Below are 12,903 nucleotides of genomic sequence, written 5' to 3' on the forward strand. Positions count from 1 at the left end.
TTACTGCTCTCCGTCTGCCGATGCGGTCTTTTCCTCTGTCCCGCTCTTCTCAGCCTCAGAAGGCAGTTCCTTCTCTTCCTTCTTTTCCGCAGTCTCTGCGCGGGTCTTTTCTTCCTTCTTTTCCGCGGTCTCCGCCTTTGTCTTTTCTTCCTTTGCCCCTGAAGTCTCTGCCTTTTCCGCTGAGGTCTCTGTCTTTGTCTCCGGGTTTTCCGCCGCCTTTTCCTTTGTCTCCTCTTCCGCTGCCCCGGCTTCCGTCTTCTGGGAGGCATCGGACTCCGACGGTGCACTGCTCTCCGACTCGGCTCCTGTCTTTTCGCCCTCTCCGGAGCTCTCCTCCCCTTCCTTACTTTCCTCCGTCTCCTCCTGCTCCTCGATCTCGATCGGCAGGGGGTATGTCACCTTAAGCTCCGCCTTCATCTTAAGCTGCTCCGTCCAGTACGAATAGGCGGAAAAGCCCATGAACAGGCACAGCAGCACGGAAAAGAAAATCAGTCTGAATCTTTTCATCTCTCCACCTCCTCAGCTTCCTTCTCCGCATTCGCCTGATCCAGCCGGATCGGAACCTCCAGAGAATAGACAACCTGAATTCCCTCCTCCATGGGCCCCGCGTCTCCGATAATCGGAATCTTCGCGAGCTTCCCTCTCTTTATCTTCAATTCCTCAGGCATCCCCTCCAAAAGCCCCTCACTCTGCGGCTTCAGGTAGAGCTTCGCCCTGAGCTCTCCGTCCTCGCTCTCCTCTACCGCCCGGTAGACAGCAAGCACAAGAGGTTTTTTGAAGAAATCATCCGCCTCATCAAAGCGGTATAGTGTCCCCTCCGCGGAAAGAAAGACATCCTTTGGCTCCAGCGTGAGCTCCTGCTCCGCCTCCTTTGTGAAATCCGCTTCCGTAAGCCGAACCACGGTTCCGTTCTTTTCGATGGGATAGCTCAAACAGAGATAATTTCCCTCCGCGAGGAGCTCCATCGGAAGGCCCTCCCGGAAGCTGATCTCCGCCGTGGTCCGATTGTCCGTCGTCTTCCAGTCCGATGCTATCGACTGAAGCTCATTTCCCGCCTCATCCACGATCTCCGCGGAGCAATCTCCCTTCTGAGAGAAGAAATGCTTGAACTTCCCGGTCGCAAGCTCCATGGAGATGCTCTGTTCCCTGTTCCAGCTGGCATAGCCGTGCCCGATTCCCGCCATTGCGAGGAGCAAAATCCCTGCCAACAGCATATTTCTCTTTGATCCGCGCATTTTCATCTCTCTTCTCCCTTCGGCTGCGGCCCCGGCCGCTTCCCCCTGTTCTTCTCCGTCAGATATCCCTTCTGTCCCGACTGTATGACAGCCTCCACCCGGTTCTTCGAACCCAGCTTCGAAAGGATATTGCTGACATGCCTTTTTGCGGTCCCCTCTGTGATGAAAAGCCTGGCGCTGATCTCCAGATTCGTGTAGCCCTGGCACATCAGCTCATAGACCTCTCTCTCCCGTTCCGTCAAGGTCCCGAGCTTCTTTTCCTCCTCGCTCAGCCTGGGATCCACCAGGGCCGCGGAATAGAATTTCCCGCCCCGCTCCACGGATTTCAGGCAAAATACGATCTCGTCAATGAAGGCGTCCTTCAGGAGATAGGCGTCCACACCGAGGGCCTTCGCCTCTCGGAAATCCGAGTCCCTGGAGGAGGAGGTGATGAGAATCGTCCGGATCTCCGGCTTCCTCTCATGGACCTTCCTCAGAAAATCAAAGCCGCTCTCTCCATTCAGCTTGAGATCCACAAATGCCAGATCGATCTTCTCTCTCTGCACACAGTCCATCGCCTCCTGAACCGTGCCCGCCTCGATGACCTCTTCCTCGGGGCGCGTCATATGAATCACAGCCTTTAATCCCATCCTGGAAACCGGGTGGTCATCCAAAACCAGAAACATCAAATCCTCCTAGCCCCGAGCGGCAGCTTTAAAAGAACTCTGACTCCGTGTCCCTCCCGGTCTGAGATACTCAGCCTCCCCTTAAGGAGAGAGGCCAGATAGTACATATTCTTCATGCCCTGCCCCTCAAAGGGACGGCGCGATGTCTCCTCCTGGAAGCCGCTTCCGTCATCCTCGACCAGCATATTGATGCTCTCCTCACTTTTTTCCAGGCGGAGAAGAAGCTCATGTGCTCCCCCGTGGCGGACCGCATTGTTTGCCGCCTCGCAGGCAACGCGGTAGAGCACAATCTTCTGAGCGGAGCCAAGCTCCTCCTCGGAGATTTCATTCTCCAGACGGACCCGGACCCCGCTGTGATTCTTCTCGATGCCCTCCATATAGGAAACAAGGCTTTTCTCAAAGCTGTGCTCCCCTCCCCTTTCGAACTGCCGCCCGTAGATCGCCTCCCGAAGCTCCGTCATCGTACTGCCCGCGGAGTTTTGCAGGGAGAGAAGCTCCGAGCGAAGCTCCTCCTCTCCCAGGCTGCCAAGCCGCATGCTGAGGCTCTTCAGCTGACAGGCCATGCCGAAAATCTTCTGGAGGACCGTATCGTGGATCTCATCCGCGATGCGGTTCTTCTCCTCTGCGGAGATAAAGGACTCGATCTGGCTCTGGGTATCCAGAGCCCGGAAGATACTCTCCGAGAGCTGGATATAGAAATCCCTCTCCCGCCCCTCCACGATATGATTTACATCCCTGGAGAGGAGAAGGTATACCCTGGAGCTCTGAAGCTCTGTCAGGAGGAGAACCTCATAGGCGACACCGCCCGCGAGTATCCCAAAGCATCCCTCCCTCGGGAGATCCCCGGCCGGATTCTTCCGATCCGGCCAGAGGAGCCTGCTTTTTTTAATGATCTCCTGCTCCTGCTCATCCGTGAGACCGCTGGCGATCACCTGCTTCACAGAACCGTCCGCCCAGCGCTCAAAAATGACGCAGCCCTGCGGAGAGATACTGTTCGTCATGAGCTCGGCGAGCTGACGGATGATGCCCTCCGGCTCCACCCTGGCCATCAGCCCGAAGCCCTTATACATATTGCTGAGCTGGTGGAGCGCATACTCGCTCCTCCGGTTCTCCTCCGCGAGACGCTCATTCAGCCTGCCGAGCTCCGCCCTCTCCTCCCACAGCATGCGGACATAGCTTCTCAACACAAAAAAGCCGCCGCTCACAAGGATCAGGCCGATCACCAGATTGAATTTAAGATGCTCCGGCTTCGTGCCGCTCCTGCTGAGAAGCCCGCAGAGCAGACACCAAAGCAGTGCGGCTATGGCCGATCCCGTGCCATTTTTCCCCCGAAGGGTAATGAGGATGCAGCCAAGATAATACCAGATATATGAGCTCGCCAGGCCTCCGCTGAGATAGATGAACTCTCCATAGGCCAAAAGCTCCAGCACTAAAATCACATTTGTGAGAAAACGATTTCCCTTGGCCTTCAGATAAAGGAAGTTCGCCATCGCACAGGAAACCGCCATGCCCAGGACGATGCTCCAGCTGGCCGAGCTGTACTCCCGGTAAAGCAGTGAGCTTAGGAGATAGGCACTGGTCGAAAGAACAAGCGTCACCGCCCTGTAGAAAAGACAAATACTGAGATATTCGCTTTCCTCCGTCCTCTGCATTTTTGCACCCCTGCCGCCCTCTTCCCCCGGCCCGTCCTGAAACATTCCTATCATAACAGAAAAATCTATTTTTATGTTATTACATTTTTTTAAATTTTCACAATATATTTAAAGATAATTAAGAATATTCCTTCGAATATTCTCCATCGGCATTTCTCTCCCGCACCAAAGCCGGAATGCCTCCGCCCCCTGAAAGAGGAGCATGGGAAGGCCGTTTACCGTCCGAAGTCCCCTCTCCTCGGCGAGCCGAAGAAGCTTCGTCTTTCTCGGAGAGTAGATCACATCGGCTACCGTAAGCCCCTCCGGAAAGAAGGAGCTGTCCTCGATGAGAGAGCGCTCCTTATCCGGTGCCATGCCGACGCTGGATGCATTGACCAGGATATCGCAGTCGGAGAGCTCCCGGTAGAGCGCCTCCCCGTACTCCAGGAGGGAGAAGATACAGGAGCTCCTTTTTCGAAGCGATGCGAGAATCCGCCGAATCCTCGGAAGATCACGACTCCCCCTTCGGACAAAGAGGGAGAGTTCCCGGACGCCGGAGAGCGCGGCCTGGACGAGGATCGCAGTCCCCGCTCCGCCCGCGCCAAGCAGCACGAGCTTTTTCCCGCGGTACGAAATCCCCTCGCTCTCAAGGCCTCGGAAAAAGCCGCTTCCGTCCGTACTGTGTCCCTCTATCCTTCTATCCTCCGAAAAGACGACGGTATTCACAGATTCCGAGATCTCCGCGGCCTCTGAAAGCGTGTCGCAGAGCGGAAGGACGCTCCGTTTCAGGGGCATCGTGAGGTTCAGCCCCCGGGCCCCCATCCTGCGGAGCGCATCCAGCACAAAGGTGAGGTCCTCCGTCTTCACATCGAAGGCAAGATAGACATAGTCAAGCCCCAGTTCCCGGAAAGCGCCGTTATGGATCCGGGGAGAAAGGCTGTGCGAAACCGGAGACCCCAGAAGGCAGATCAATTTTGTGCTCCCGCTGATCTCGAAAATCTGATCCTCCTTCTCTCTCATAGCCTTTCCTCTCTCCCCCTGGCCCACTTCTCTGTCCCGCTCCCATGTCTCACTTTTATCCCGCTTTTATCCCGCTTTTATCCCGCTTCTATTCCGCTTCTATTCCGCTTCAATGCCCCCCCGGCTTTCTCAAGAGGAGCTCCCTTTCATAGGTGCGGTCCGCGAGAAGCAGTCTGCAAAAGAGTACCAGCAGGATGAGATCCGCGATCCAGATGCTCCGATAGGAGAAGAGGCGGATTCCCAGAGTCGCGAGAATGACACCAAGCATAAAGAGGAGAAGCATGAGGCCGTGCAGGGCCGACTTTCTCCCGACAGAGGGATCCTTCCCCCGGCAGTATCTCACGAGGAAGGAGGCGAACTGACGGAGATGATTCGTGCAGAAGGTCGTGGCCATGCCAATCCCCTCCGCCTGGCGGAAGGTGTTGAACTGCATCGCGCAGATGAAATTCAGAGTCACCTGACAGATCTGGTCCGGCCAGTCCGACGGCATGAGCCCGAGGAAAAAGACAACGACCATCTCAAACCCCACGAGAATGGTGTCCCAGCGCGCAAAGCGGAGGCGTTTGATCTCCTTTGCGAGAATCTCCGATACGACAATGCCGAGGAAATAAGCGGAAAATGGAATCAGATAATAGGCGGCCTTTCGAAAATTCCCATTCCCTATATTCATCGCCATCACAAGGAGATTCGCGGTCTGCGCATTGCAAAAGACTCTGCCGCGGATACCGTAGGTATAGCCCCCGTAGAAGCCTCCGACCAGCATGAGCCCCCAAAAGACCCACAGCCTCTCACATTCCAGAAAAAAGCTCTCCCCCGGCCTCTCTTCCTCCATGATTTCCCGTCTCCTCTCCCTTCCGCTCTACCGTCCCACCGCGGATAATCTCTGCCGCACGATCTCGTAGGCGAGAACGCCGCAGGCCACGGAGGCGTTCAGGGAATCGATCTCTCCCTTCATCGGGATAGAGGCTCTCATATCACAGCTCTCCCGGACCAGGCGGGAGACCCCCTCCCCTTCGTTTCCGATCACCAGGGCGATCGGTCCCGTGAGCCTCTGCCGATACATGGACTCTCCCTCCATATCCGCGCAGAGAAACCAGATTCCCTCCTTCTTCAGCTCCTCTATGGTCTTTGAAAGATTTGTGACCTTCGCCACCTTCGTGTAGTTCAAAGCTCCCGCGCTCGCCTTCGCGGCGGATGCCGTGAGCCCCGCCGCTCTTCGCTTTGGGATGACGACGCCGTGCGCACCCGCGAGATTTGCCGTCCGGATAATGGCCCCCAGATTGTGCGGGTCCTCGATCCCGTCCAGGAGAATGAGGAAGGGATCCTCCCCCTTCTCCCTCGCATCCGACAGCATGTCCGAGATCTCATAGTAGCGATAGGCGGCAAGATAGGCCATGACTCCCTGGTGATTTTCTCCCCCGGACATCTCGTCCAGCCGGGATCGCTTCACGAAGTCAAGCGGCGTGCTCTGCCTCCGCGCCTCCCGCAGGATAGAGGAGAGCGTCCCCTCCCGAAGCCCCTCCTGCACGAAAAGCCGGTCCACCGTCTGCCCCGAGCGGTAGGCCTCGAGCACCGGCTGCCTCCCGATCAGAGTGAATTGTTCATCCCTCATGGAGCTCTCCTTCCAGATGCCGGATTCCAAGAGAGACCAGCTCCATAAGCCGTTCCCCCTCTCTCCGAAGATAAAGGTCCCCGAGCAGCGCTTCAAAGCCGGTCGCCCTCCTGTAATCGAGAATCGTGGAATTTTTCGACCGACTCTCCGACCTGTGGTTTCTGGCGCGGCGGTAGACCGCCATTTCCCGCTCCGTGAGCCCCTTTCTCCCGATCAGATATCCCATGATCTCCGACTGGGCCGACGCACAGACCAGGCGTTTCTTTTTCTCGTTCATCCGCCTGATATTTCCCGGATAGTGAAAAATCACATAATCCCTCACAAAGAGGTCATAGAGCCCGTCCCCAAGGTAGGCAAGCACCAGGGAGGGGCAGTCCCCGTCCCTCCCCCTTGGAAGACCGAGACTTCTCTCATAATACTCCGGAAAAAGGGAAGCCCCCTCTCTCAGCTCCTGCTCCACTTGACTCCCTCTCTTGTATCCTTCAGTGAAATTCCCATGGAAAGGAGTCTGTCCCGGATCTCATCCGCCCTCTTAAAGTCCTTCTTCTCCCTCGCCTTCTGCCTCTCCTCGATCAGCTCCTCCACCTCCCGGTCCAGCTTTTCCTCTTTTCTCTCCGTCCGGATTCCAAGGACCGAGAGAAGCGTCACGATCGTATCCAGCATATAGCGGCAGATCGCAGCCGAGGACTGCTCCGATACGGAGCTGTTTGCGATTCGAACCAGCTCAAAGACCGCGGTGATCGCATCCGCCGTATTGAGATCATCATCCATTCTCTCATTGAAATTCCGCCTCTGCTCCTCTGCCGCTTCCCGGACCTTCTCCTCTCCCGGAAGGAGCTCCTCCCCCGAAAGCCTTCCGGAAAGCTCCCGAAGACGCTGCACAGCGGTCAGGATGCGCTCGAGACTCTGCTTTGCGGAGTCCATGAGCTCCGCGGAAAAGTTCAGGGGATTCCTGTAATGGGCGGAGAGCATATAGAAGCGGAGCACCATCGGGTCCCAGCGCTTTATCACATCCCGGACCGTAAGAAAATTCCCGAGGGACTTTGACATCTTTTTGTGGTCAATATTGATAAAGGCATTGTGCATCCAGTAGTTCGCGAAGCGCTCTCCGTGCGCTGCCTCATACTGCGCAATCTCATTCTCATGGTGCGGGAAGATGAGATCCTCTCCTCCGGCATGGATATCCAGGCGGCCCCCGCAGTACTTCGGCGCCATGACGCAGCACTCCGTGTGCCAGCCCGGTCTCCCCTCAGACCAGGGGGAGTTCCAGTACGGTTCTCCCTCCTTCTTCGGCTTCCACAGAACAAAATCCGCGGGACTCCGCTTCTTCTCCTCCCCGGAGACCTTCAGCTCCCTGAGTCCGGACTGCAGTTCATCGATATTCTTATGGGAGAGCTCCCCGTAGTTCCGAAAGGCCTTTGTGTTATAGTAGACCGTGCCGTCATCGGAAGCATAGGCGTAGCCCTTCTCAACGAGCTCCGCAATGAGGGAGATCATGCCGGAGATCTCCTCCGTCGCCCTGGGGTGTGCGCTCGCAGGCTCGATATTTAAAGCCTTCATATCCTTTTCGACTTCCCCGATATAGCGCTCCGTGATCCTCTGGCAGCTCGTCCCCTCCTCGTTCGCTTTTTGGATGATTTTATCGTCGACATCCGTATAATTCGATACGTAGTTAAAGCGATAGCCCCGGTATTCCATATAGCGGCGGAAGGTATCAAAAACGATCATAGGCCTGGCGTTCCCGATATGTATCAGGTTGTAGACGGTGGGCCCGCAGACATACATCCGGATCTTTCCCTCCTCAATGGGTTTAAATTCCTCTTTCCGGCCGCTCATCGTATTATAGATTCTCATATCCCCCTCCTTCCATCTCAGGTAGTTTACCCGCTCTCCCCTCTCAAGTCAACGCAGAATCCGGATGCGGCGCCGTACAGAGAGCGGAAAAGGGAGGGGACCCGCCCCTCCCTTTTCCGCTCTCCGCCTGATCCTATCCTTTCTCCGCCTGATCCTATCCTTTCTCTGTCTGATCCTATCCTTTCTCTTCCCGATCCTATCTTTGGTATTGATCAAAGAACTGCCTGAACTGCTCCCAAAGCTCTTCATCCGAGGGGCTGTTCTCCCCTCCGCCTTCCTTCGGAAGCTCCTGCTCCGGATTCTGTGCATCTCCATTTCCTTCATTATTTTCCGGAGCGTCATTTCCCTTATTCGGTTTCTCGAAGGGGTTCTGAGAGCGGGAGGAACCTCCCTGGTCGGAAGGAGATGTGCTGTTGTGACCGAGCTTCACCTCGGCCTCCGTCTCCACGTACTTTCCGCTCCCGTCCTGCCTCTGCACTGTGACCTTCACCGTCTCCCCGGCGCGGTACTTCGAAAGCAATGCCTGCAGATCATCATAGCTCTGCACACCCTGCCCATCCAGCTTCGTGATGATATCCTTCTCCTGGAGACCGGAATTCTCCGCGGAAGACCCCTCCGCAAACTTATAGATAAAGACGCCCTGCGGCATGTCGAAGCTCTCCGCCGTCTTCTTGTCGATATTTTTCACCTGGACGCCGAGATATCCCCTCTCGTTCTCCGGCACAACGTCTCTCGTCTGAAGCGTGGAGAGGTTCTCGATCACCTGCTTCGCCTTGTCGGAGGGGATGGAATAGCCCATTCCCTCGACATCGGTGTCCGAGTATTTCGCGACATTGATGCCGATCAGCTCCCCGTTCATATTGAGAAGCGCGCCGCCGGAATTTCCGGGATTGATCGCGGCGTCGGTCTGCATGAGCCCGGTCTCCGTGCCCTCCTCGGTCTCCACATCCCTGTCCTTGGCCGAGATGATGCCGGTCGTCACAGACTGCCCATAGCCGAGCGCATTGCCGATCGCGACGACCTGATCCCCGACCTCGGTCTGATCGGAATCTCCCATTGCGATCACCTTGATCTTTTCCATGGTCTCCGCGGGAATGTCGGAAAGCTTTACCGCGAGCACCGCGATATCCGCCGCCGCATCCGTCCCCTTCACCGCGGCATTCACCGCGGCGGAATTATCCACAAAGGTCACGGAGAGAGAGTTGGAATCCGTCACCACGTGATTGTTCGTCGCGATCAGAAGCTCCTCCTCCGTCTTTCCGATGATGACTCCCGATCCGCTCGCCGGAACCTCCGTCTCCTTCGATTGATAATTCCCAAAGAGGGAGAAGCCGTTTTGCTTATAGCGCATCATGTTCGTGATTGCGACGACGGAGGGCATTGCCTCCTTCGCGACCTGACTCACCGTCTTCCCTCCGGATGAGACCGTCTGCACCGGAGCCTGCTCCTCCTGCTTTGCCGCATCGTTTGTTTCCTTTTTCTCAAGCGGAGAGGACTCCGCCCTCTTTTCCTCCAGCGTACTCGAAACCCCCGCGGAGATCCCCGCCTTATGCGCGGCCACATTGACTCCCACCATGGAGGCCCCCGCCACGAGTCCGAAGACCAGTGCCGAGATCACCACTCCCGCTGCTCGCTTCATCAATCCTTCCCTCCCTCACTACGATTCTCCCTTTTTGTCTATTCTAATCCTACAGGAAGAATGTGTCAATTTTGTGAAAGCCCGCGCTCTGCCGCTCCCCTTCCCTCTATCAGAGCGACGGCCTGCGCGGCGATCCCCTCTTCCCTTCCGGTGAAGCCGAGTCCCTCCTCCGTGCTCGCCTTTACGGAGACCCCGGAAACGGGGATGCCCAGAGCGGCGGAGATCCTCTCCCTCATCCTGTCGATATAGGGGCGGAGCTTCGGGCGCTCGAGGAGCACCGTCGCGTCCACATTCACGATCTCATATCCCTTCTCCGTCAAAAGTCCGGCGATCCTCCTGAGAAGCTCCAGGGAATCCGCTCCCTCATACGCCGGATCGCTGTCCGGGAAATGCTTTCCGATATCGCCAAGCGCCGCCGCGCCGAGGAGCGCATCCGAGATGGCATGCAAAAGCACGTCCGCATCGGAATGCCCGAGCAGTCCTTTCTCATAGGGAATCTCCACTCCGCCGAGGATCAGCCTCCTCCCCTCTATCAGCCGATGTACGTCATATCCGCATCCTATTCGCATATTTCCTCCCATTTCCCCTCCGGGCAGTGCTCCTCAGGCAGAGGAGCGCCGCCGCTCTCACAGGCGGATTCGAAGCCTTCCCGGCACGCAGCATATGCTGAGCTTCCTGGCTCTCCCCCAGGCCTCTCCGTCCGTGTGGACCGGGAGCTCCTCCTCCATGGAGATCTCCGCTCTCCGGCAGCGATAGCAATGTACCCCGGGCAGCGCCTTGTGGAAGCCGAAGAGCGCGGCTATCATGATCCGGATGAGGCGGTGCTTGCTCCGCGTGCTCACCACGCAGAGATCCAGGCAGCCATCCGAGCCGTTTGCGCCGGAGGCGAGCAGACAGCCCCCCTCATAGGGATGAACATGGGCGGAGATGAAGAGAACATTATTGAATTCTATCCTCCTCTCCGCATCCAGGAGCAGTGCGCCCCGGCTCTTCTTCGCCCTCCGAAGCTCCCGGACAAAGCTGAGAAAATAGGCAAAGAGCCGGAAGGGAAGGTGAAATCCTCCCCTCTCCCGGCTCCTCCCCTCTTCCTCCAGCATGTCCTGAAAGAGCGCCGCATCAAATCCGATCCCGGAGCTCACCACAAAGCGTCGGTTTCCCCTCTCGGAATCCAGTACGCCGTAGTCCAGGCGCATCTCCCTCTCCGGCAGCGCCAGCTCGCGGAGACTTCTGCCCGGCCGATAGCGTTTCCGATAGGTCTTTGCGAAATCATTGCCCGAAGCGCTCGGCACAAAAATGATGGAGACTCTGTCCCGATCAAGGCAGCTTCCATCCACCACCTCATTCAGGGTTCCGTCTCCTCCCACAACCACGATCGTCCGTTCCTCCTGGCAGCGCTCCGTGAGCTGCCGGGAAATATTTCTCGCGTCCCCGGTCTTTTCCGTCAGAAAGAGCTCGTAACTCTCCCGATTTTCCGGCCTCTGAAGCGCCTTCTGCATCCTGCGCCAGACTCTCATGCCCCTCCCGCCGCCGGCACGGGGATTCACTATGATGTAATACATCCTCTGCTCCAGATCCAATCACCGAAAACCCGGTCCGAATCCAAAAAACTGCATGCCGCGCCAAAACAAAGCTCTTGGTCCCGGCTTATCCTCCTTTGGACCACTTTTTCAGAAAGTATAGCATGCCCCGGCATTTTCATGTATTAAAAGACTATAAACGATGACTTCCCCTCTTAAGAGCCCCGCCTTCTGAGCTCTGCGGCGGCGCTTTCGATCTGACTGTCCCCGTCAGAAGCCTCTGCCCCGCTCTCTTCGGAGAGCCCGATATCCGCTTCGATCCCCGTCTTATGGATGTTCCGCCCCGAGGGCGTATAGTAAAAATGTGTCGTGAACTCGATCGCGGAGCCATCCGTGAACTTCCGTATCGTCTGAACGATGCCCTTTCCATAGGAACGGCTCCCCATGATGAGAGCTCTCTGATAGTCCTGCAGGGCTCCGGCAAAAAGCTCCGAGGCGGAGGCGGAATTCTGATTTTGCAAAATCACAATGGGAAGCTCGACGGAATGCCCGTCCTTCGCATACCACTCCTTCCCCTTATCGTGCTTGTCCCTCGTATAGACAAGGAGCGTCCTGCCCTCCTGAAAGCCCGCCTTCCCATCGGTGAAGCTCCCAAGATCATCCGGGAGAATGTAGTCGAGAAGTTTCGCCGCGACCTCTACATCGCCCCCGGGATTCCCCCGAAGATCGATGATCAGTCCTTTGACAGGCTTCTCGCAGAGAGAATCCAGTGCGGCGAGAAAGTCCTTCTCTCCCTTTTCGTAAAAGGAGGAGAGGGAGAGATATCCGATATCACTGTCCCTTCCCCCGATCCCGAGGCTCTCCAGTGTGCCCGCCCTCACCGCGGGAATATTGACCTCTCCCCTCTCGACCCGAAGAGAAATCGTTTCCTCCCCTCTCTCGATCGTAAGCTCCATGGAGCTTCCCTCCGCTCCGCGGACCAGATTGTCCACGATATATCGAAGGTTCATGGAGCGGATATCAATCCCATCGATTCTTCGGATCACATCCCCTCTCAAAAGTCCCGCTCTCTCCGCCGGTGAACCGGGGTAAACCGTCTCCACCGTGCATATATTCGTCTCCGGGTCCTGCTGCACCGCCGCGCCGATCCCCTGATAGACGCCCCTGTGCATGCTCTGATCCTCCGAGAGCTCCTCCTTCGTATAGTAAAAGGCATAGGGATCCTCTGAGCGAAGGCTGTTCACAAGCCCCTTGTAGATCCCCTCCTCCGCCTTTTCGCTGTCCTCCTGGTATAAATAATCCCGCTCGATATACTCCTGTAATTTCGAGAGCTTCCGCTTCACTCTCCCCATGTCGAGCTTCCCGCTCTCCGCTTCCGAGCCGCTCGCCGTCTTTCCCGAAAAGGAAGAAAAGGAAAGAGACGCTCGGCTTAGCTGATATCCTCCAAGGCAGAGCCCAAATGTAAAAAGCGCTCCCAGCATGCTTCCCCGGAGGAAGCCCGCCCGATAGCCTCTGTCAGCCTTTGCTCCCGAGGGAGAGCACTCTGTCCTCTCCTCCTCTTTTCCCTCCTGATTCTGCTCTTTTTCCATAGAATCTCTCTCCCTCTCCGCTGACCGGCCGATATCCCTTCCTGTCTCTTTCCGCCTGATCTCAAATTCCTGTCGTATTATCGCATCGCCCCGGCTCCTCCGTCCATCGAGGTCCCCGCTCCGACCGCCAAAGCCAGGGTG

13 protein-coding genes are annotated in these 12,903 nt (G+C 56.8%); all 13 read right to left on the reverse strand.

All coding sequences use genetic code 11. The features are described from left to right. Positions 1–507 (reverse strand): hypothetical protein, encoded by a 507-nt coding sequence (locus GCWU000341_RS06240; RefSeq protein ID WP_009214990.1) that lies wholly within the window; start codon positions 505–507, stop codon positions 1–3. Continuing rightward, on the reverse strand, positions 504–1,241 hold the full coding sequence (locus tag GCWU000341_RS06245) for a hypothetical protein (RefSeq protein ID WP_009214991.1): 738 nt from the start codon (positions 1,239–1,241) through the stop codon (positions 504–506). The genes GCWU000341_RS06240 and GCWU000341_RS06245 overlap by 4 nt, the downstream gene beginning before the upstream one ends. After that, positions 1,238–1,900: a response regulator gene (locus tag GCWU000341_RS06250; protein WP_009214992.1), complete on the reverse strand. Its 663-nt coding sequence runs from the start codon at positions 1,898–1,900 to the stop codon at positions 1,238–1,240. Before GCWU000341_RS06250 ends, GCWU000341_RS06245 begins: the two co-directional genes overlap by 4 nt. Further along, complete coding sequence (locus GCWU000341_RS06255) at positions 1,900–3,552, reverse strand: sensor histidine kinase (protein ID WP_040653523.1); 1,653 nt, start codon at positions 3,550–3,552, stop codon at positions 1,900–1,902. Before GCWU000341_RS06255 ends, GCWU000341_RS06250 begins: the two co-directional genes overlap by 1 nt. Before the next feature lie 108 nt (positions 3,553–3,660). Further along, a complete protein-coding gene (gene aroE / locus GCWU000341_RS06260; protein WP_196794806.1) occupies positions 3,661–4,551 on the reverse strand; it encodes a shikimate dehydrogenase in 891 nt (296 codons plus the stop codon). A gap of 109 nt (positions 4,552–4,660) precedes the next feature. Continuing rightward, positions 4,661–5,383, reverse strand: coding sequence for a YoaK family protein (locus tag GCWU000341_RS06265; protein WP_009214995.1), 723 nt, complete (start codon positions 5,381–5,383; stop codon positions 4,661–4,663). 27 nt (positions 5,384–5,410) lie between these two features. Beyond that, the gene (gene rlmB / locus GCWU000341_RS06270) at positions 5,411–6,163 is read right to left on the reverse strand and encodes a 23S rRNA (guanosine(2251)-2'-O)-methyltransferase RlmB (RefSeq protein ID WP_009214996.1); all 753 of its coding nucleotides are present in this window, start codon (positions 6,161–6,163) and stop codon (positions 5,411–5,413) included. Further along, positions 6,153–6,623, reverse strand: a complete 471-nt coding sequence (locus GCWU000341_RS06275; protein ID WP_009214997.1) for a Mini-ribonuclease 3 — start codon at positions 6,621–6,623, stop codon at positions 6,153–6,155. Before GCWU000341_RS06275 ends, rlmB begins: the two co-directional genes overlap by 11 nt. Beyond that, positions 6,608–8,017, reverse strand: a complete 1,410-nt coding sequence (cysS, locus tag GCWU000341_RS06280) for a cysteine--tRNA ligase (protein ID WP_009214998.1) — start codon at positions 8,015–8,017, stop codon at positions 6,608–6,610. Before cysS ends, GCWU000341_RS06275 begins: the two co-directional genes overlap by 16 nt. A 196-nt stretch (positions 8,018–8,213) precedes the next feature. After that, entirely contained in the window at positions 8,214–9,656 is a 1,443-nt protein-coding gene (locus GCWU000341_RS06285; RefSeq protein ID WP_009214999.1) for a S1C family serine protease, read from the reverse strand. Positions 9,657–9,721: 65 nt separating this feature from the next. Further along, the gene (ispF, locus tag GCWU000341_RS06290) at positions 9,722–10,225 is read right to left on the reverse strand and encodes a 2-C-methyl-D-erythritol 2,4-cyclodiphosphate synthase (protein ID WP_050761965.1); all 504 of its coding nucleotides are present in this window, start codon (positions 10,223–10,225) and stop codon (positions 9,722–9,724) included. Positions 10,226–10,282: 57 nt separating this feature from the next. Beyond that, positions 10,283–11,215, reverse strand: a complete 933-nt coding sequence (locus tag GCWU000341_RS06295; RefSeq protein ID WP_009215001.1) for a diacylglycerol/lipid kinase family protein — start codon at positions 11,213–11,215, stop codon at positions 10,283–10,285. 173 nt (positions 11,216–11,388) lie between these two features. Beyond that, positions 11,389–12,762: a S41 family peptidase gene (locus GCWU000341_RS06300; RefSeq protein WP_040653786.1), complete on the reverse strand. Its 1,374-nt coding sequence runs from the start codon at positions 12,760–12,762 to the stop codon at positions 11,389–11,391. Positions 12,763–12,903 lie beyond the last annotated feature (141 nt).

This window comes from Oribacterium sp. oral taxon 078 str. F0262, assembly GCF_000160135.1.
Taxonomy (GTDB): Bacteria; Bacillota; Clostridia; order Lachnospirales; family Lachnospiraceae; genus Oribacterium.

Coding starts and splice junctions, on each gene's coding strand:
- GCWU000341_RS06240 (WP_009214990.1), bottom strand. CDS start 507: ATGAAAAGATTCAGACTGATTTTCTTTTCCGTGCTGCTGTGCCTGTTC.
- GCWU000341_RS06245 (WP_009214991.1), bottom strand. CDS start 1,241: ATGAAAATGCGCGGATCAAAGAGAAATATGCTGTTGGCAGGGATTTTG.
- GCWU000341_RS06250 (WP_009214992.1), bottom strand. CDS start 1,900: ATGTTTCTGGTTTTGGATGACCACCCGGTTTCCAGGATGGGATTAAAG.
- GCWU000341_RS06255 (WP_040653523.1), bottom strand. CDS start 3,552: ATGCAGAGGACGGAGGAAAGCGAATATCTCAGTATTTGTCTTTTCTAC.
- aroE (WP_196794806.1), bottom strand. CDS start 4,551: ATGAGAGAGAAGGAGGATCAGATTTTCGAGATCAGCGGGAGCACAAAA.
- GCWU000341_RS06265 (WP_009214995.1), bottom strand. CDS start 5,383: ATGGAGGAAGAGAGGCCGGGGGAGAGCTTTTTTCTGGAATGTGAGAGG.
- rlmB (WP_009214996.1), bottom strand. CDS start 6,163: ATGAGGGATGAACAATTCACTCTGATCGGGAGGCAGCCGGTGCTCGAG.
- cysS (WP_009214998.1), bottom strand. CDS start 8,017: ATGAGAATCTATAATACGATGAGCGGCCGGAAAGAGGAATTTAAACCC.
- GCWU000341_RS06285 (WP_009214999.1), bottom strand. CDS start 9,656: ATGAAGCGAGCAGCGGGAGTGGTGATCTCGGCACTGGTCTTCGGACTC.
- ispF (WP_050761965.1), bottom strand. CDS start 10,225: ATGCGAATAGGATGCGGATATGACGTACATCGGCTGATAGAGGGGAGG.
- GCWU000341_RS06295 (WP_009215001.1), bottom strand. CDS start 11,215: ATGTATTACATCATAGTGAATCCCCGTGCCGGCGGCGGGAGGGGCATG.
- GCWU000341_RS06300 (WP_040653786.1), bottom strand. CDS start 12,762: ATGGAAAAAGAGCAGAATCAGGAGGGAAAAGAGGAGGAGAGGACAGAG.